17 protein-coding genes are annotated in these 17,563 nt (G+C 75.2%); 5 read left to right on the top strand and 12 right to left on the bottom strand.

Annotation, left to right across the window (positions count from 1 at the left end; genetic code table 11):
* On the top strand, window positions 1-1,476 hold a 1,476-nt coding region (locus tag ACWENR_RS14725), incomplete at its 5' end, for a BTAD domain-containing putative transcriptional regulator (protein ID WP_452277511.1).
* On the opposite strand, the gene ACWENR_RS14720 is transcribed toward ACWENR_RS14725, so the two are convergent.
* The 3 genes from ACWENR_RS14720 to ACWENR_RS14710 are packed head-to-tail and all read right to left on the bottom strand — an operon-like array spanning window position 1,446 to window position 4,412.
* Window positions 1,446-3,290, bottom strand: coding sequence for an ABC transporter ATP-binding protein (locus ACWENR_RS14720; RefSeq protein ID WP_452277510.1), 1,845 nt, complete (start codon window positions 3,288-3,290; stop codon window positions 1,446-1,448). The genes ACWENR_RS14725 and ACWENR_RS14720 overlap by 31 nt on opposite strands.
* Window positions 3,287-3,826 carry a TlpA family protein disulfide reductase gene (locus tag ACWENR_RS14715; RefSeq protein ID WP_452277509.1) on the bottom strand — a complete coding sequence of 180 codons (540 nt, stop codon included), beginning with the start codon at window positions 3,824-3,826 and terminating at the stop codon, window positions 3,287-3,289. The genes ACWENR_RS14720 and ACWENR_RS14715 overlap by 4 nt, the downstream gene beginning before the upstream one ends.
* A 34-nt stretch (window positions 3,827-3,860) precedes the next feature.
* Entirely contained in the window at window positions 3,861-4,412 is a 552-nt protein-coding gene (locus ACWENR_RS14710) for a MauE/DoxX family redox-associated membrane protein (RefSeq protein WP_452277508.1), read from the bottom strand.
* Between the two features lie 155 nt (window positions 4,413-4,567).
* On the opposite strand from ACWENR_RS14710, the gene ACWENR_RS14705 reads away from it, so the two are divergent.
* Window positions 4,568-4,783, top strand: a complete 216-nt coding sequence (locus tag ACWENR_RS14705) for a hypothetical protein (RefSeq protein ID WP_091095509.1) — start codon at window positions 4,568-4,570, stop codon at window positions 4,781-4,783.
* Between the two features lie 129 nt (window positions 4,784-4,912).
* Here ACWENR_RS14705 and ACWENR_RS14700 read toward each other — a convergent pair whose 3' ends face one another.
* The 9 genes from ACWENR_RS14700 to ACWENR_RS14660 form a co-directional block, all read right to left on the bottom strand.
* On the bottom strand, window positions 4,913-5,383 hold the full coding sequence (locus tag ACWENR_RS14700) for a S26 family signal peptidase (protein ID WP_452277507.1): 471 nt from the start codon (window positions 5,381-5,383) through the stop codon (window positions 4,913-4,915).
* Between the two features lie 3 nt (window positions 5,384-5,386).
* A complete protein-coding gene (gene pheT, locus ACWENR_RS14695; RefSeq protein ID WP_452277506.1) occupies window positions 5,387-7,966 on the bottom strand; it encodes a phenylalanine--tRNA ligase subunit beta in 2,580 nt (859 codons plus the stop codon).
* A gap of 39 nt (window positions 7,967-8,005) precedes the next feature.
* On the bottom strand, window positions 8,006-9,088 hold the full coding sequence (gene pheS, locus ACWENR_RS14690; protein WP_452277505.1) for a phenylalanine--tRNA ligase subunit alpha: 1,083 nt from the start codon (window positions 9,086-9,088) through the stop codon (window positions 8,006-8,008).
* 218 nt (window positions 9,089-9,306) lie between these two features.
* Window positions 9,307-10,146, bottom strand: a complete 840-nt coding sequence (locus tag ACWENR_RS14685) for a TrmH family RNA methyltransferase (RefSeq protein WP_452277504.1) — start codon at window positions 10,144-10,146, stop codon at window positions 9,307-9,309.
* A gap of 32 nt (window positions 10,147-10,178) precedes the next feature.
* Window positions 10,179-10,571 carry a 50S ribosomal protein L20 gene (rplT, locus tag ACWENR_RS14680; protein ID WP_452277503.1) on the bottom strand — a complete coding sequence of 131 codons (393 nt, stop codon included), beginning with the start codon at window positions 10,569-10,571 and terminating at the stop codon, window positions 10,179-10,181.
* A 31-nt stretch (window positions 10,572-10,602) separates the two neighbouring features.
* Window positions 10,603-10,797, bottom strand: coding sequence for a 50S ribosomal protein L35 (gene rpmI, locus ACWENR_RS14675; RefSeq protein ID WP_452277502.1), 195 nt, complete (start codon window positions 10,795-10,797; stop codon window positions 10,603-10,605).
* Window positions 10,798-10,817: 20 nt separating this feature from the next.
* Complete coding sequence (gene infC / locus ACWENR_RS14670) at window positions 10,818-11,468, bottom strand: translation initiation factor IF-3 (protein ID WP_452277501.1); 651 nt, start codon at window positions 11,466-11,468, stop codon at window positions 10,818-10,820.
* Window positions 11,469-12,037: 569 nt separating this feature from the next.
* Window positions 12,038-12,511 (bottom strand): PH domain-containing protein, encoded by a 474-nt coding sequence (locus tag ACWENR_RS14665; RefSeq protein ID WP_452277500.1) that lies wholly within the window; start codon window positions 12,509-12,511, stop codon window positions 12,038-12,040.
* A gap of 67 nt (window positions 12,512-12,578) precedes the next feature.
* Window positions 12,579-13,466, bottom strand: a complete 888-nt coding sequence (locus ACWENR_RS14660) for a Crp/Fnr family transcriptional regulator (protein WP_452277499.1) — start codon at window positions 13,464-13,466, stop codon at window positions 12,579-12,581.
* A 176-nt stretch (window positions 13,467-13,642) separates the two neighbouring features.
* Between ACWENR_RS14660 and ACWENR_RS14655 the strand changes: the two genes are divergently transcribed.
* Genes ACWENR_RS14655 through ACWENR_RS14645 form a run of 3 tightly spaced genes read left to right on the top strand, consistent with a single transcriptional unit; the run spans window position 13,643 to window position 17,558 of the window.
* Window positions 13,643-14,473, top strand: a complete 831-nt coding sequence (locus ACWENR_RS14655; protein WP_452277498.1) for a hypothetical protein — start codon at window positions 13,643-13,645, stop codon at window positions 14,471-14,473.
* Window positions 14,470-16,731, top strand: coding sequence for a hypothetical protein (locus ACWENR_RS14650; RefSeq protein ID WP_452277497.1), 2,262 nt, complete (start codon window positions 14,470-14,472; stop codon window positions 16,729-16,731). Before ACWENR_RS14655 ends, ACWENR_RS14650 begins: the two co-directional genes overlap by 4 nt.
* Complete coding sequence (locus ACWENR_RS14645; RefSeq protein ID WP_452277496.1) at window positions 16,728-17,558, top strand: hypothetical protein; 831 nt, start codon at window positions 16,728-16,730, stop codon at window positions 17,556-17,558. The genes ACWENR_RS14650 and ACWENR_RS14645 overlap by 4 nt, the downstream gene beginning before the upstream one ends.
* Window positions 17,559-17,563 lie beyond the last annotated feature (5 nt).

Below are 17,563 nucleotides of genomic sequence, written 5' to 3'. Positions count from 1 at the left end.
GGCGGCGCGCCCGACCTCGCGGCGCCGCTGCTGGAGCGGGCGCTGGCGCTGTGGTCGGCGACGGACCCGCCACCGGCGTACGGGCCGGCGACCGCCGCCGCGTTCGACGGGCTGCGCGAGCGCCGGGCCGCCGCCCGGGAGGCGTACGCCGCCTGCCGGCTGGACCTCGGCGACCGGGGCAGCCCCACGCTGCTCGCCCTGCTCCGCGCCCACCTGGCCGAGCACCCGCTGCGCGAGCCGGCCTGGGCGCTGCTGATGACCGCCCAGTGCCGCGCGGGCGACCAGGCCGCCGCCCTGGAGACCTACCGGGCCGCCCGCCGGTCCCTCGCCGGGGAGCTGGGCGTCGCCCCCGGCCCCGAGCTGACGGAGCTGTACCGCACGCTGCGGCGGCCCGAGACCCGCCCGTCGCCGGCCTCGGGCCGCCCGGCCGCCCACGCCCGGGACCGCCCCGCCGGGCCCCGACCGGTGCCGCACGAGTTGCCCTGCGCCACCGCGCCCTTCGTCGGCCGGCACGCCGAGCTGGCCCGGCTGCGCGCCGCGCTGACCGCCGCGTCCGGGCAGCCGGTGACCGTCGCCGTCTACGGCATGGCCGGCGCCGGCAAGTCGGCCCTCGGGCTGCGCGCGGCGGCCGAGGTCCTCGACGCCTTCCCCGACGGCCAGCTCCACCTCGACCTCGGTGGGTCGGTGGCGGGCGTCCCGCTCTCCCCCGTCGAGGTGGCCGCCCGGGTGCTGCGCGCGTTCCGGGGCGCACCCGGCGAAGCCGAACGCGCCGGCCTCGCGGAGGCCCGGGCCCGGGTCCGGTCGCTGCTGTTCGGCCGGCGGGTGCTGCTCGTGCTCGACAACGTCGCCGACCCGGCGCAGGTCGACGGGCTGCTCCCGGTGCGTGGCGGCTGCGCGCTGCTGCTCACCAGCCGCTGCCCGGTGCCTGACGGCGACGCCCGGCCGCTGCGGCTGGACCCGCTGCCGCCCGGCGACGGGCTGGCCCTGCTGCGCGCCACCGCCGGGGACCGCCGGGTGGACGAGGAACCGGAGGCCGCCTCGGCGGTAGTGGCGCTCTGTGAGGGGCTGCCGCTGGCGTTGCGCACCGCGGCCCGGCGGCTGGCCGAGGGACCACACTGGACGATGGCGCGGCTGGCCCGGCTGCTGCGCGACGAGCGCTACCGGCTCGCGGAGACCGGGCTGCGCCCCCGGCTGACCGCGAGCTACCGCCGGCTCGGCTGGGCCGCGCCGGTGTTCCGCCGGCTGGGCGGGGCCCGGAGCGGGCCGGTCACCGCCGAGCTGGCCGCCGCGCTGACCGGGGTGCCGCCCGAGGACGCGGCACGGGCCCTGGACCGGCTGGTGGCGGCGCAGCTCGCCGAGCCGGCCGGGCCGGGCCGCTACCGCATCGGCGAGCTGGTCCGGCTCTACGCCGCCGAGCTGGCCGCCACCGTCGAGCAGTCGCCCGGTCAGACCGGCGTGGGGGTGCCCTCCCGGTAGCCGCGCGCCTGGAGGGTGAACAGCCGCGCGTACCCGCCGCCGGCGGCGAGCAGGTCGTCGTGCCGGCCGTACTCGGCGATCCGGCCGTCGGCCAGCACGACGATGGTGTCCGCGTCCCGCACCGCGTTGAGCCGGTGCGAGATGAGCAGGCTGGTCCGCCCCCGGCGCAGCTCGCGCAGCCGGGTGTGCAGGTCGTGCTCGGCCTCGGCGTCCAGACCCGAGCTGGGCTCGTCGAGGATCAGCAGGTCCCGGTCGGCGCGCAGGAAGCCCCGCGCCAGCGCCACCCGCTGCCACTGGCCGCCGGAGAGGACCACCCCCGCCTGCGGGTCGTCGCGGTCCGGGCCGTCGAAGAAGATCCGGGTGAGCAGCGTGTCGTACCCCCGGGGCAGCGCGGTCAGGGCCTCGTCGACACCGGCCTGCCGCGCGGCGGCCCGCAGCCGCTCCCGGTCGTCGCGGGCGGTGAGGTCGCCGACGGCGATGTTCTCCGCCGCCGACAGGTCGTACGGCATGAAGTCCTGGAAGACCGCGCCGAGCCGCTCCCGCAGCGCCGCCGGGTCGAACTCGCGCAGGTCGGTGCCGTCCCACCGGATCGTGCCGCGTTCCGGGTCGTAGAACCGGCAGAGCAGCTTGACCAGGGTGCTCTTGCCGGCGCCGTTCAGCCCCACCAGCGCGGTGGTTCCGCCGGCCGGCAGGAACAGGTCCACCCCGCGCAGCACCCACGGGTGTCGCGGCGAGTACCGGAACCACACGTCGCGCAGCTCGATGCCCTCCCGCAGCGGCGGCACGGGCCGGGCCCCGACCGGCACCGGCAGGTCCGGCTCCGCCCGGCGGACCTGGTCGTAGTGGTCGAACAGCAGCAGCGCCCGGTGGATCGCGCCGAGCTGACCGACCAGGCCGCCCAGCGCCCCCTGCACGCCCGGCACGGCGGCCAGGTAGATCACCACGTCGCCGGGGGTCAACCGGCCGGCGGCGGCCGCCGTGACGGCGTAGACCACGCCCGCGCCGGCCACGCCCGCGCCGAGCAGCCCCAGCAGGCCCTGGGCCCGCAGCTCGCGGCGGTCCAGCCGCTGCTCGACCCGGTGCATGCCGTGCAGCTCGTCGAGCATCCGGTCGCCGAAGAACCGGCCCAGGCCGAAGAGCCGGACCTCCTTGGCGGCGGGCACGCCCACCAGCAGTTGGGCGAAGAACAGGTCACGCCGCTGGAAGTGCTCCAGGTGCAGCACCATCGCGGCGCGGGCCCGGTTGAGGCGCAGCTGCATCCAGAGCGTGGGCAGCGCCGCGACCAGCACCAGCAGCCCGACCACCGGGCTGAGCACCAGCAGGACGCCGAGGAAGCCGCCGAGGGCGAGCAGGCTCTGCACCGCGCCGAACGCGTTGCCGGTGAGCTGGGTCGGCCCGAGGTGCCCGGTCTGCTGGGCCGCCTGCAACCGGTCCTGGAACTCCGGGTCCTCCAGCCGGACCAGGCCGACCAGGCGCAGCACCGCGTCGTGCAGCCGCCGCCGCACCAGCCGGGTCACCGCCCGGTCCCGCTCCCGCTCGACGTACGCGCGCACGTGCGGCAGGACCACCCCGGCCGCGGCGGCGAGGGCCAGGCCGACGCCGAGCAGGGCCAGCGACGCGCCGCCCGGCCGTTCGCCGGTGAGCCCGTCCAGCACCAGCTTGGTCAGCCCGGCGACCAGCACCGGCGTCAGCCCGGCCAGGACGGCCAGCAGCAGGTCCCCGGCGGTGCCGCCCGGCGCGGCCCGCCAGGTGAGCCCGAGCGCCTCCCGGGCGTGCCGGACGGCCTGCCGGGGAGCCAGCCGGGGGCCGGTCACCGCGCCACCGGCAGGTCCAACCGGGCGATGCCGAACGCCGTCGACGCGACGACCCCGCGCTCGTCGAGCAGGCCGAACGCGGGGAAGCCCTTGATCCCGAACGCGATCGGCAGCGGGCCGCTGCCCGGCTCCACGAAGACCGTCGCGAGCCCGGCGAACTGGGCCGCGTACGGCTCGGTCTCCGGGCCCTTGCCCACCACCACGACCCAGACGTGCTCCGCCCCGCCCGGCATGCTCCGCGCCCGGTCGATCAGCAGCGGCACCTGCTCCTCGCAGTGCTCGCAGCTCGGCGTCAGGAACGCCACCAGCGTCATCGGCGGAAGGTCGGCGCGGGTGCGCACCTGGCCGTCGACGGTGGTGGAGACGAAGTCGCCGGGCAGGGAGCCCACCTCCAGCATCACCTCCGGCGGCTGGGAATGGCGGTCGTTGAGCAGGTCGGTGTGCTCGCGCAGCCGGCGGACCACGCCGAGCAGCAGCACCAGGTTGAGCAGGCCGAGCGCGCCGACGAGGACGACGGCGGCGGTCAACAGCGCCATGGGAGGGCTCCTTCGGATAGCCGGGCGACAGGGGTCAGGGTCGGCCCGCCGAGCGGGACGCCCGGGACGGGGTGGGTGCGAAGAGCGCGACGAGGTCGTCGAGGCGGACCACCACCGCGGCGACGGGAACGGCGGCCGCGGCCGCGAGCAGCGCCGCCGCGGTGGACGGCGGCGGGCCGCCGGCGGCCCAGCCGAGCAGGCCGAGCAGCGCCACCGCGAGCAGGACCAGGTTGCGCGCCACGTGCCGGGCGCCGATCGGGGCGTCGCCGGCGCCGAAGCAGCGGCAGGCCGGGCGGGCGCCCCGGCGCAGCGCGCCGGCGATCGCGGCGGTGAGCACCCCGAGCAGCCCGGCGGCGAGCAGCAGCCCGGCGGGGACGGTGGCCGGCACGGCGAGCAGCACGACCACGGCCGCCTCGGTGGCCACCGCGAGCCGGGCCACGGCGGGGGCCCACCGGGCCGGGACGCCGAACTGGTCCACCGAGGCCACGAAGTCGGCGAAGCCCGCCCGGGTCCGCAGCTTGCCGACCACCGCGATGAGGAACACCAGGGCCAGCGACAGCCGCGCGGCCAGCTCCACCGCTCGCATCCGGACCTCCTCCTCGGCGCGGGGAGGCCCACGCTAGGAGCGGCGGATACATCGCGGATACATCGATCCGCCCCGGCAGCGGCGCCGCTGTAGGGCCGGTGTACCGGCCGGCCGTAGCGTCCCGGCAACGACCGGTATCGGAAGGAGGTGAACGGATGTTCCGTCGACTCGAAAGCCTGGGCGAGCGGATGCTCGGCGTGTTCGTGCCCAGGGTGACGGCCGCGGCCGGCTGTCCGCCGGACCCGTGGTGCGCCGTGTGCGGCACGTGCCACCTGAAGCGGTGCAGCCAGAACGGGGCCTGCCAGACGTTCTGCGGCTCGTGCGGGTACTACTGCAGCGCGGGGGCGAAAAGCATGACCGCCCTCTGCTGAGACCGGCACCGGCGTGCCGCCCGGCCACGGCCGGGCGGCACGTCACCCGGGCCGGTCGGTGGCCCGTAGGCCGGGCCGGTCGGGTGGCACGTGGGCCGGGCCGGTCGGTCGGCGCGCCGGCCCGGCCGGTCAGTCGGCGCGCAGCCGGGGCCGGACCACCACTCCCAGCAGGTCGGTCTCCGGGACGTAGCCGCACTCGCGGGAGTCGTAGCTGAACGGCGGGTTGTCGCCGAGCACCACCAGCTGCCCCGGCGGCACGACCCGCTCCGGTCGCTGCCGCAGCAGGGGCACCCGGTCGACCGGCACCGGCTCGCCGGGCACCGCGTACGCCCGCTTGATCAGCAGACCGGGGCCGCCGTCGCCGGGCCGGGTGGGGTGGCCGGCGGTCATCGCCGCCGGGGCCACCACCACGACCACGTCGCCGGGGCGGACGCGGGCCAGCGGCACCCGCCGGGCCAGCACCCGGTCCCCCGCGCGCAGCGTCGGCTCCATGCTGCGCCCCACCACGGAGACCAGCAGCAGGTGCCGGCGGGCCCAGAGCAGGCCGGCGGCGGCCGACGCGAGCGCGCCGGCCACCACCAGCCATCCGACGGTCGACACCGGTCAGGCGCCGCGCAGGGTGGCGCCGAAGCGCTCCGCGGCCCGGGCGACCGCCGCGTCCCGCGCGGCCACCGCCTCCTCGACCGTCAGCGTCCGGTCCGGGGCCCGGAAGGTGAGCTTGTACGCCAACGACTTGCGGCCCGCCCCGAGCTGCTCGGACGAGTACACGTCGAACAGGCGCACCCCCTCCAGCAGCTCGCCGGCGCCCTCGACGAGGGCCTGCTGCACCTGCGCCGCCGGCACCGAGGAGTCCACCACCAGCGCCACGTCGATCAGCGCCGGCGGGAAGCCGGAGACGACCGGCGCGGGCGCCACCGGGGCCGGCGGCAGCGCGTCCAGGTCCAGCTCCATGGCGCTGGTCCGCCGGGGCAGTTCCAGCGCCGCCAGCACCGCCGGGTGCAACTCGCCGGCGTGCCCCACCACCGTGCCGTCGACGAGCAGCTCGGCGCAGCGGCCCGGGTGCCAGGGGGCGTGCTCGGCGGCCCGGACCTCGATCCGCTCGGCGGGGATCTCGGCGGCGGCCAGCACGTCCCGGCCCGCCTCGACGGCGTCCGCCCAGCCGGCCGGGCGGCCCGCGCCCCACCAGCCGGCCGGCTCGACGTCGCCGGTCAGCACGACCGCGACGTGCCGGGGCTGGTCGGGCACCACGGCGTCGGCAGCGGCGAACTCCTCGTCGGTGGGCCGCCGGTCCACGCCCATCGCCGGCGGGCGGCCGGCGTCCGGGCGCGGACGGAACACCGCGCCGATCTCGTAGAGGGCGAGGTCGCGCTGGCCCCGGCCGAGGTTGCGCCGGACGATGCCGAGCAGCGGGCCGAGCAGCGTGGTGCGCAGCAGCGGCTCCTCCTCCGACAGCGGGTTGGCCAGCCGCACCGCCCGCCGGCGCGGGTCGCCCTCGGGCAGCCCGAGCTGGTCGGCGAGCTCCGGGGCGACGAACGGGTGCGCGAGCACCTCCACGTACCCCCGCTCGGCCAGCGACCGGGCCACGGCCCGGCGGCGGCGCTGCTGCGACGTCAGGCCGCGCCCCGGCGGCGCGGTCGGCAGCACCGACGGCACCCGGTCGTACCCGTCGAGGCGGACGACCTCCTCCACCAGGTCGGCCGGGTCGGTCAGGTCGGGCCGCCAGGTCGGCGGGGTGACGGTGAGCGCCGCGCCGTCGCCGGCGGCGACACCGACCGCGCCCGGATCCTCGGCCAGCCGGTCGGCGCCCCGCGCGACCGTGCACCCGACCTGCTCCAGCAGGGCCACCACCCGCGCCGGCGGGTAGCTCACCCCGATCCGCCGGGTCGGCAGGTCCGCCGGCAGGACGACCGGGGTACGCGGCCGGACGTGGTCGATGTCGAGGATCTCGTCCGAGGCCGTGCCGCCGGCGTGCTCGGTGAGCAGCCGCACGGCGCGCTCGATGGCGACCAGCGGCAGGGCCGGGTCAACGCCCCGCTCCCAGCGCTTCGCCGCCTCGCTGAACAGCTTGTGTCGCCGGGCGGTGCGCCCGACCATCGCCGGATCCCAGTGGGCGGCCTCGAAGAGCACGTCGGTGGTGCCGGCGACGACCTCGCTGGTCTCGCCGCCCATCACGGCGGCGAGCGAGATCGGGACGCCGGCGCCCTCGCCCGCGACGGGGTTCGGCAGCCCCGCGTCGCAGATCACCATGTCCTCGGCGGCGAGGACGCGGGTGACCCCGTCCAGGGTGGTGAGCTTCTCCCCCGCCTCGGCGCGGCGGACCACCAGCGGCCCGGCGATCCGGTCGACGTCGAAGGCGTGCATCGGCTGGCCCAGCTCCAGCATCACGTAGTTGGTGATGTCGACCGGCAGCGAGATGCTGCGGATGCCGGCGACGGTGAGCCGCCTCTGCATCCAGCCGGGGGTCGCCGCCGTCGGGTCGACGCCGCGCACCAGCCGCGCCGCGAACCGGTCGCAGCCGACCGTGTCCCGCACCCGCACCGGGTACGCGGGCGTGTCGGTGCCGCCGGGCGCGGGCGCCAGGCCCGGGTCGCGGAACGGCACGCCGAGGGCGTGCGACAGCTCCCTGGCGAGGCCGCGCAGGCTCAGCGCGTACCCCCGGTCGGGGGTGATCTCCAGCTCGACCACGACGTCGTCGAGCCCGACGACGGGCCGCGCGTCGTCGCCCGGCTTGGCCGGCGTGTCCTCCGGCAGCACGATGATGCCCGAGTGGTCGTCGCCGAGGCCCAGCTCCTTCGCCGAGCAGATCATGCCGTTGGAGTTGCGCCCGTAGGTCTTGCGCGCGCCGATGGCGAAGCCGCCGGGCAGCACGCCGCCGGGCAGGATCACCACGACCCGGTCGCCCTGGACGAAGTTGCGCGCCCCGCAGACGATCTCCTGCGGCTCGCCGGTGCCGTTGGCGTCGCCGACGTCGACCCGGCAGAACCGGATCGGCTTCTTGAAGCCGGTCAGCTCCTCGATCTCCCGCACCTCACCGACGACCAGCGCGCCGGTGACGGTCTCCCGCAGGTCCACCACGGACTCGACCTCGATGCCGAGGTCGACCAGGGCCTGCTCCAGGTCGCCGGCGGGCAGGTCGGCGGGGAGGTCGACGTACTCCCGCAACCAACTGACAGAAACTCGCATGACTCAGACCACCGTCTCCGTGACTCGTACCCGCATCGCCTACGCCCCGACCCCGAACGCCCGGGTGAACCGCGCGTCGCCCTCGGCCATGTCCCGCATGTCGCTGACCCCGTGCCGGAACATCACCGTCCGGTCGATGCCCATGCCGAACGCGAATCCGGAGTAGACCTCGGGGTCGATGCCGCAGGCGCGCAGCACCCGCGGGTTGACCATGCCGCAGCCGCCCCACTCGACCCAGCGCGGGCCGTCGCGGTGCTCCGGGAACCAGACGTCGAACTCCGCGGACGGCTCGGTGAACGGGAAGTAGTGAGGCCGGAAGCGGGTCTTCGCGCCCTCGCCGAACATCGCCCGGGCGAAGTGGTCCAGGGTGCCGCGCAGGTGCGCCATGGTGATGCCCCTGTCCACCACGAGGCCCTCGACCTGGTGGAAGACCGGCGCGTGGGTGGCGTCCAGCTCGTCGGTGCGGTAGACCCGACCCGGCACGATCACGTAGATCGGGGGCTTGCGGGTCAGCATGGTGCGCGCCTGCACCGGCGAGGTGTGGGTGCGCAGGACCAGGCCCGACCCCGCCGCCGCGCCGTCGGCGGGTGCGACGTGGAAGGTGTCCATCAGGCCGCGCGCCGGGTGGTCGGCGGGGATGTTGAGCGCGTCGAAGTTGGTCCACTCCAGCTCGACCTCGGGGCCCTCGGCCACCTCGTAGCCCATCCCGACGAACAGGTCGCTGATCTGCTCCATCAGCGTGCTGATCGGGTGCCGGGCGCCCCGGGGCCGCCGGTCGTGGGGCAGCGTCACGTCGACGCGCTCCTCCACCAGCACCCGCTGCGCCTGCTCCCGGTCGAGGACCTCCTGGCGGGCGGCGTACGCGGCCTCGACGGCGCGGCGGGCCTCGTTGACCCGCTTGCCGGCGTCGGACTTCGCGGCCGGCGGCAGCGCGCCGATCTCGCGGCGGGCCAGCGAGATCGGCGACCGGTCGCCGAGGTGCGCCGGGCGCAGGGCGGTCAGCGCGTCCGGGTCACCGGCCTCGGCGAACGCCTTCTCGGCGGCGGCGACGGCCTCGGCCAGGGCGGCCGGGTCGAGCAGGGCGACCTGCTTCGGGTCGTACGGATCGTTGCGGTAGCTCATGGCGTACGGGCACTCCCTCACGGCGGCGCCAGCCCTCACGGGGCGGCTAGGCGAGTCTACGGACGCGCGGCTGTGCCGCAGCCCGCCGGTGGGAGTTACGCGGAAAGCAGGTCAGGCCCGCCGCCCGCCGACACCGGCGGGCTGGCTAAACGAACGCCGTGGCGCGTTCATGGGGCGGACGCTCTCCTCTGCTGACGGCTCGCGGGACCGACGAGGGGTCACCGCTGCGCTCTGGCTGAAGCGTACAGGCAGACGGCGGCGGCCGCAGCCAGGTTCAGGCTCTCGGCACGCCCGTGCAGCGGCACCCGGACGCGCGCGTCGGCGGCTGCGGTGAGCGCCTCGGGCAGGCCGTGCGCCTCCGAGCCGAACAGCCAGGCGGTGGGGGCGGCGAGCCGCCCGGCGTCGGCGAGGTCGTCGAGGTCGTCCTCGCCGTACCCGGTGGTGGCGAGGACGGCGAGCCCGGCGCCGCGCAGCGCCGCGACCACGTCGAGCGGGTCGGGCGCGCGGACCACGTCGACGTGGAAGAGGCTGCCGGCTGACGCCCGCACACACTTGCCGTTGTACGGGTCGACGGCGTCGCCCGCGAAGACCACCACCCCGGCCCCGGCGGCGTCGGCGGTGCGCAGCACCGTGCCGGCGTTGCCCGGGTCGCGGATCTCGGCGAGCACCGCGACCAGGCGGGGCCCGTCGGCTAGGGCGCGTTCCAGGGGCACGTCGAGGTGCCGGCAGACGGCGACGAGGCCCTGCGGGGCGACGGTCTCGGCGAGCGCGGCGAGGGCCTCGTCGGTCACCTCGGAGACCGGCACGTCGGCGCGGGCGGCGTCGGCGGCCAGCCCGGCGTGCCGGTCGAGGGCGGCGGGCGTACCGAAGAGTTCGGCGACCACCCCCGGGCGGGCCAGGGCCTCGCGGACCGCCTGCGGCCCCTCGGCCAGGAACCGGCCGGCGGCCTCGCGGTCCCGGCGGCGCTGGAGCCGGCGGGCGGCGACCACCCTGGGGGTACGCGGGGTGAAGGGGCCGGAGACAGCGTCGAGGCGTCTCCCGCGCGACGATGACTGCATGGGAGACGCCTCGATCTGCTGGTACGGGTGGATCAGGCGGCCTGGGCCGCCGCGCCGCCGGTGCCCTCGGCCGTGACCGCGGCCCGGGCCAGCTCGACGATCGCCGCGAACGCGGCGGCGTCGTTGACGGCCATGTCGGCCAGGATCTTGCGGTCGACCTCGATGCCGGCCAGGCGCAGGCCCTGGATCAGGCGGTTGTAGGTCATCCCGTTGGCGCGGGCGCCCGCGTTGATCCGCTGGATCCACAGCTGCCGGAAGTCGCCCTTGCGGTCGCGACGGTCCCGGTAGGAGTACTGCATCGAGTGCAGCACCTGCTCCTTGGCCTTGCGGTAGAGGCGGGAGCGCTGACCGCGGTAGCCGCTCGCGGTCTCCAGCAGGGTACGGCGCTTCTTCTGGGCGTTCACAGCCCGCTTGACGCGTGCCATCTCAACTCCTTCTTACGTCGGGTGGCGCGCGTCAGCGGCCGAGCAGCTTCTTGATGCGCTTGACATCGGCCTTGGCCAGCACGACGGTGCCGGTCAGCCGACGGGTGTGGGTGGAGGACTTCTTCTCCAGCTTGTGCCGGAGGCCGGCCTGCTGGGCAACGATCTTGCCCTTGCCGGTCACCTTGACCCGCTTGCCCATCCCCGTGTGGCTCTTCATCTTCGGCATGTGGAACGTCTTCTCCCCTGTTACTCGCCGCTGTTGTCGGCGGCGTTGCCGGCCTCGCCGGCCGCTGCGGTCTCACCGGCCGCCGCGGTCTCGCCGGCTGCCGAAGCGGCGGCCTCGTCCGCGTTCCGGTCCCGGGCCCCACCGCGGGACGCCGTCGCGGCGACCGCGGAGGCCTTGACGGCCCGGTGCGGAGCGAGAACCATGATCATGTTTCGACCGTCCTGCTTCGGAGCGGCCTCGACGTACCCCAGCTCCGTGATCTCGGACTCGAGCCGGCGCAGGAGCCGGTAACCCAGCTCCGGGCGGCTCTGCTCGCGACCGCGGAACATGATCGTCACCTTGACCTTGTCGCCGGCCTTGAGGAACCGCACCACGTGACCCTTCTTGGTCTCGTAGTCGTGCGGGTCGATCTTCGGCCGGAGCTTCATCTCCTTGATGACGGTCTGCTGCTGGTTACGCCGCGCTTCGCGCGCCTTGAGTGCGCTCTCGTACTTGAACTTGCCGAAGTCCATGAGCTTGCACACCGGCGGGCGCGCCATCGGCGCAACCTCGACCAGGTCCAGGTCTACGTCCGCGGCCAGCTGAAGGGCGCGCTCCAGCGGGACGATGCCCACCTGCTCACCCTCGGGGCCGACCAGTCGGACCTCACGTGCCCGGATCTGCTCGTTCACGCGTGGTTCGACGCTGATGGGGCCTCCTCGAGTCAAAGTCTCCTGCGTGGCCGACCCCGCGGCTCCCGGGTGGGAGCCGACCCGGAAAGCAGAAGGCCCCGGCGCATGCCAGGGCCCGCTCGACCGGTCGGCACGATCACATGATCGCGCATCCGGTGCCGGGACGTGCCCGGAACCGGGGACCGGACCCGGCCACCGTGGCGGCGACTCGGGTGGGAGCAGGCGCTCCTCTTTCATGGCTGTCGGGTCACGGGCGAAGATCGCACGCGGAGACAGCCTGGTCGACTCGACAACACTACACCCTCGCCCCGAGCGCCCCAAACCGGGCACCCCCTGCGGACGGACCGGAACGGCGAACGGCCGGGCCGGCGAACGGCCGGGCCGGCGCGGCGGCGGCCGGACCGGCACAGTGGCGGCGGCGCGGCGGCGGCTGGGCCGGCACGACGGCGGCGGCGCGGCGACGGCTGGGCCGGCACGGCGGCGGCGGAACGAACCAGGGCTGCCGGGGCGGGTCGGTCGACGGCAGGGGCCGGGTAGGGCCCGAAGCCGGGCCCGGCGGCGGCGCCGGGTCAGCGGCCGGCCGCGCCCTGCGCGAGGCGGGCCTGGTGCGCCTGGTGCAGCCGGCGCAGCGCGCGGACCCCCTCGACGGCCAGCTCCTTGTCGGCCGCCTGGAGGGCGACCATCGGCAGCAGGTCGTCGTCGTGCAGCTCCAGGCTCGCCCACGGCGCGCCCCGGTCGAAGCGGACCCCGCGGACGACCTCCCACGGCAGCTCGTACGAGCCGATGATGTTGCGCACCCGGACGCCGCGCACGTCCGCCTCCACCCGGGGCCGGGTGAAGAGCAGGAAGCCGAGGGCGCCGAAGACGCCGAGACCCACCATCGCGATCTGGTCGCCCCGCTGGAAGCTGCCGTAGCCGTTGCCCGTCTCGCCGGTCAGCGACGTCGCCACCAGGCTGAACACCACGAGCAGCACGACCGCCGAGGCCCAACAGACCACCCGGATGCGGCGCGGGCGGAGGCTGATCGTCTCGGTTTCACTCACCCCACCAGTCTGCCATCCGTCCCGCGCCGATCCCCCGCCGCCACACTTTTGGCTCGCTCGGCGCCCGTCAGCCCTCCTCGGCCTCCAACTCGCCCGTCCGCCGCAGGCGAGGCAGGTCGCGGACGGTGATCCGGCGGTAGTCCGTGTCGACCAGGCCCTCCGCGCGAAGTTCGCGCAGGGCCTTCTGGATGGAGGTCTCGGCGGCGCCGCAGATGCTGGCGAGCTCGGGCTGCGTGAGCCGCACGTCGATGACGACCCCGTCCCGAATCTGGCGGCCATGGGTGCGGCAGAGCTCGGCGACGACCCGGGCCACCCTGATCTTCACCGGGTACGAGGTGAAGTCGATGCGTCGCCGGTTGGACCAGCGCAGCCGGTCGGACACCATCGCCGCCAATTCCAGGGCGGCTTCGGGGTGCTCCTTGAGGAACGCCTTGAACCGGTCGGGCTGGATGACCCGGTAGGTCGCCGGCCCGCAGGTGGTGACGCTCGCCGAGCGGGGCCGGTCGTTGAGTGCCGACATCTCGCCGACGAGGTCACCGCCGACGCGCAGAGCCAGCAGCGCGGCCCGCCCGTCCGGAAGGGTCGCGGTGACCTTCGTCAGCCCTTCCTCGAGCAGCACCAGGTGGGACTCCCGTACGCCCTCGTGGATGACGATCTGCCCGGGCGGCACCCGCCGACGGACGCCCAGCTCCAGCAGTGCGCCCCGGACCGAAGGACCGAGCCGTTGCAGGAAGGTGCCGTACGGCCAGGTGACGGCGGACGGTTCGGCCGGTCGTCGCATCAGCACTCTCATCCTCCTCGGCCAGCGACAGCCGTCGAAGCGTAGCCGCCCCTGCGCGTTCCGCGACGCCCGTGATCGCAGGGCGGCGACGGCGAGCTGGACGATCACCAACGCCAGCAGGACGCCCGGCGGCCAGCCGACCGCGAGCAGCAGCTCCATCAGACCGGTCCTCATGCGATCAGGACACCGGCTCACCGCCCGCCGGACACCCGCACAGGACGGAATGACGCACCGACGACAGTTCCGGACGATGCCGTACTTCTACGGGGTCCCGGCGGGCCCGCCTCGGTTCGATGTCCCCTGCGATGCCCGTCTGAAGGGCGGGTCGGGCGATGAAGGGCGGCACGACGATGCGACACCCCGAACGGCGGCTGTTGATCTCCGTGGACATGGAGCGGTACAGCCGGCGGACCAATCTCCAGCAGTACGAGGCGCAGAAACACTTCCGGGAACTCCTGCACGGGGCCGCCGGCGACGTCGGACTGGACCGTGTCGCCTGGACCACACAGCAGGCCGGTGACGGCGAGCTGGCGATCCTTCCCCGGGACGTGGCTGAGTCCCGCGTCATCGGCCGTTTCGTACCGGAGCTGAACAGGCGGCTGCGCGGCTACAACAGCAGCCGGGTGCCGGCCGCCCGGATCCGCCTGCGGATCGCCGTCCACCAGGGGCTGGTGCACCTCGACGGGGCCAACGGCTTCCCCGGCAACGCCGTCGTCTTCGTCTGCCGGCTGTGCGAGGCCGAGCCCGTGAAGAAGGCCCTGGCGGCCTTTCCCGACGCCGGGGTGGCGCTGATCGTGTCGACGGAGATCTACCGCGACGTCGTCACCGAGTACCCGGAGGAGATGCGCCCGGAGCGGTTCCGGCGGGTCGAGGTGGCCCACCCGGACAAGGGGTTCCGGGAGGACGCCTGGCTCTGCGTCGTGGACGAGGACATGTCGACCTCGCCGTCGGCCGGCGCCTCGACGCCGCCGTCTCCGCCACGAGGCTCCGAATCCGGTGCGGAGCGTCGACGGGAACCGTCAGGTGCACCGCTGACCGGCCCGCGACCGGAGACGGGCGGCATCCGGACGGGCGACGTACGGGTCGACGGCCAGAACGCGATCGGGCACGGCGCCACGGCGATCGGCTCCGTCGGGCGCGACGTGACGTCGGGCGGCGGGCGGGAAGGCCGGGAACGGTGACCGCACCCGACATCCCGTACGCACACGACGACGCCGACGACCAGGACGGGCCCCGCAACGCCCTCGGTGACGACGGACACGACCCCGTCGAGGCGGACCCGGGCTCGTCCGACGGGCCGGCAGACCCGATCGGATCGACGGACGGCGGCCAGGCGGACGGCGGCGAGGCGGACGAGCCGGAGGAGCCGCTCGAGTCGGCGGACGTCATCCGCAGGCTGGCCGACCTGCTCGGCGGCCCGACGATCGGCCTCGGCGACGTGCGGGTACGGGGGCAGAACGCCACCGGACACGGCGCCGTCGCGATCGGCACCGTCAACCTGACGACCGCCGGCCTCGACGGCGCCGGGAGGATCTGGTACGAGAGCCTCAGCGAGACCGACGTCCGGGAGCTGGCGGAGGGGTACGCGCCGACGTCGAGCGACCAGCAGCTCGATCGTCACCTCAAACGCCGCCACCTGGTGTGCCTGTCCGGTCCGTCCTCCAGTGGCCGGTTCACCTCCGCCGTCCTCGCGGCCGCCCGCAGACACGGGCACGACGGAGCCGCCGTCCTGGGCGCGGAGCAGCTCGCGGACCTGCTCGGATCGAGCGAACGGTTGCCCGGTGGACGCGGGTACGTACTCCGGCTCGCGGACCCCGCGGCCGGCGCCGTCGACGGGTTCACCCTGGTGGCGCTCGCGGCCCGGGCTGAGACGACCGGCATCACGCTGGTCCTGGTGGGCGACTTCTCGCGGCGCCGTCAGGATCTCGCCGGGCATGTGGTGGAGCATCGGGTGCCGCCGGCGGTGGAGGTGTTCAGAACACGGCTGCGCCAACAGCTGACGGGCCGATGCGTCGGCTGGTGCGCGGACGGATGTGACGGCGCCTGCGTGGACCGGTACATCGACGAAGGCTGCGTCACGCACCCGCTGCTCTCGGCGTACCTCGCCGGCGAACCCCGGCCGGGCGAGGTGGTTCCCGTGGTGGAGCTGATCGCCCGGACGGTCCCGCACGGCCCCGCCCTGACCGAGAGGTTGCAGCAGTTGCTGCCCCGCCAACTGCGGGAACGGGCCGCGCAGATCCTCGACGTCGGACGGCACGACGGTCCGGACGGCATCGACGGCTGGGCGGCCGACCAGGCCCGGGCGTTCCGGCTGGCCTGCGCCGTACTGGCTGGGCAGCCGGTGGCGGAGATCCGCAAGGCGGCCCAACGCCTGCTCGGAACCGACCTCACCGGGGTCGCGTCCACCGGCCCCCAGCAGCGCGGGCCGGACCTCGACACGTTGCTCGGATCGGCGCTGCGCCAAGCCGTCGTGGTGGTCAGCGACACGCAGGCCGCCGGCGGCCAACGGATCGAGTTCTGCGCCGGCAGCGAGCAGCTCCGCTCGACGTTGCTCGAGGTGTCCTGGACGGACTGGTGGCCCCCCGCACAGCTGCTCGGTTGGCTGGCGGACCTGGTCCGTTCCGACGTGCCGGGCGTCCGCCAGGCGGCCGCGGGCGCGATCGGCTGGTCGGCCGGGCAGGACATGCGGGCGGCTCTACAGACGGTCGGGGACCTCGCCCGGGAACGACGGGCGGGCGTTCGGCAGGCCGCCGCCATCGTGCTGGTGGCGATGGCGATGCAACCGAGGCTTCGGCAGCGCGTCCGGACCGAGCTCGACCAGTGGGCGGCCGGGCCGGCGGCGCACCTGCGGGACACCGTCGCCCGGGCGTACGGCCTCGGCCTGGCCCGCCTCTGGCCCGACGCCGCCCTGATGCAGCTGCGTCTGGTGGCGCAGGCCCGCATGCAACGGTGGAACAACTCGGTGGTCCGAGGCCTCGTCGAGGTCTACCGGCACGGCCACGCCGCCACACTCGTGCCGGAGCTGGTCGGCTGGACCGCCTCCGACGACGCGGAGGTGCGGCTGCACGCGGCGCGGACGCTGCGCGTCCTCGCCGACCGCTGGGCGGAGCCGCCCAGGGAACACTGGCCGGAGCTGCTGGATCTCATCCGACGGCGGATCGTCGAGCCGACCGACGTCGCCGCGCTCTGGGCCGTGGCGTTGAGCATGCCGCAGACGGCCTACCGATCATGGCGGACGCTCGGCTTCTGGTTGAACCGCGCCGACGGCGACCCCGAGGTGGCGGCCCACTGCCTGGCCCTGCTCCGGCACGTGATCGCCGACCGGCCGCCACTGCGCCACCGTCTCGACCACCAGCTCCGCCACGTCTGGCGGCCCATCATGCCGCACAACAACCTGCTCGACGCCGTACACGCGCTCATCGACAAGGACCTGCCATGACCAGTCCCGCCACCCCGCCGACCACCGCCCAGACCTCCGTGCCGTCCCAGCCGGAGCGGCGCCGCTGGTGGCACACCTTCCTCGCGCCGGCCGGACCCGTCCCCCTGCCCCGGCCGCCGGCGCCGCCGGTCCCCAGCACGGTGACGTTCCGACACGACGTGCCGCAGCCGATCCTGGTTCCTGCGAAGGGGGATGCCTTCGACTTCCGCCTGCACGCCGTCTACACCTGGACCGCACAGAACATGATCTACGAGGAGTTGCGGCTCCGGGCCGAGCGCTATCTCGCCTGGGCGGGTGGCATCGTGCGGGAGCGAGCGGTGGACCTGGCCCGCCAGTACGAGCCGCACCGCTCGCACGAGCTGGAGCGGGCGCTGAACGACCGGCTGGCCGGCCAGCGCTGGCCGCGGGAGGGTTCCCAGCCGTACTTCTGGGTGCAGGTGCGGGTCAGCCCCGACGAGCGGGTGCGGGAACGGCTGCGCCCGTACTGGGAGGAGCGGATCAAGCTCGAATGCGACCACGAGCTGCAGAAGATCAGGGCCCGGCAGGCGGACGATCTCACGCGCCGGTGGTGTGCCGTGCTGCAGAGCCTGGAGGACGATCCGGTGACCGCACACGCGGCCCGGCTGACCGGTGAGCAGTTCGCCGAGGTCTTCCGCCGCTACGTCGAGGAGCGTCGGGAGACCGTGCCGGACCTGGTGGAGCTGTTGCGCGAGGCCGTGCGCGGGCACGGTGACCTCGGCATGGGGCCGTCGGAGTACACCGAAGCCTGGGACGCGGCGATCCGGACCTACGAGCGACGGCACGGGCTCTCCGAGCGGGTGAACTGACACCG

This window comes from Micromonospora sp. NPDC004336 (assembly GCF_053602615.1).
This window is presented reverse-complemented; position numbering and strand designations above follow the sequence as displayed.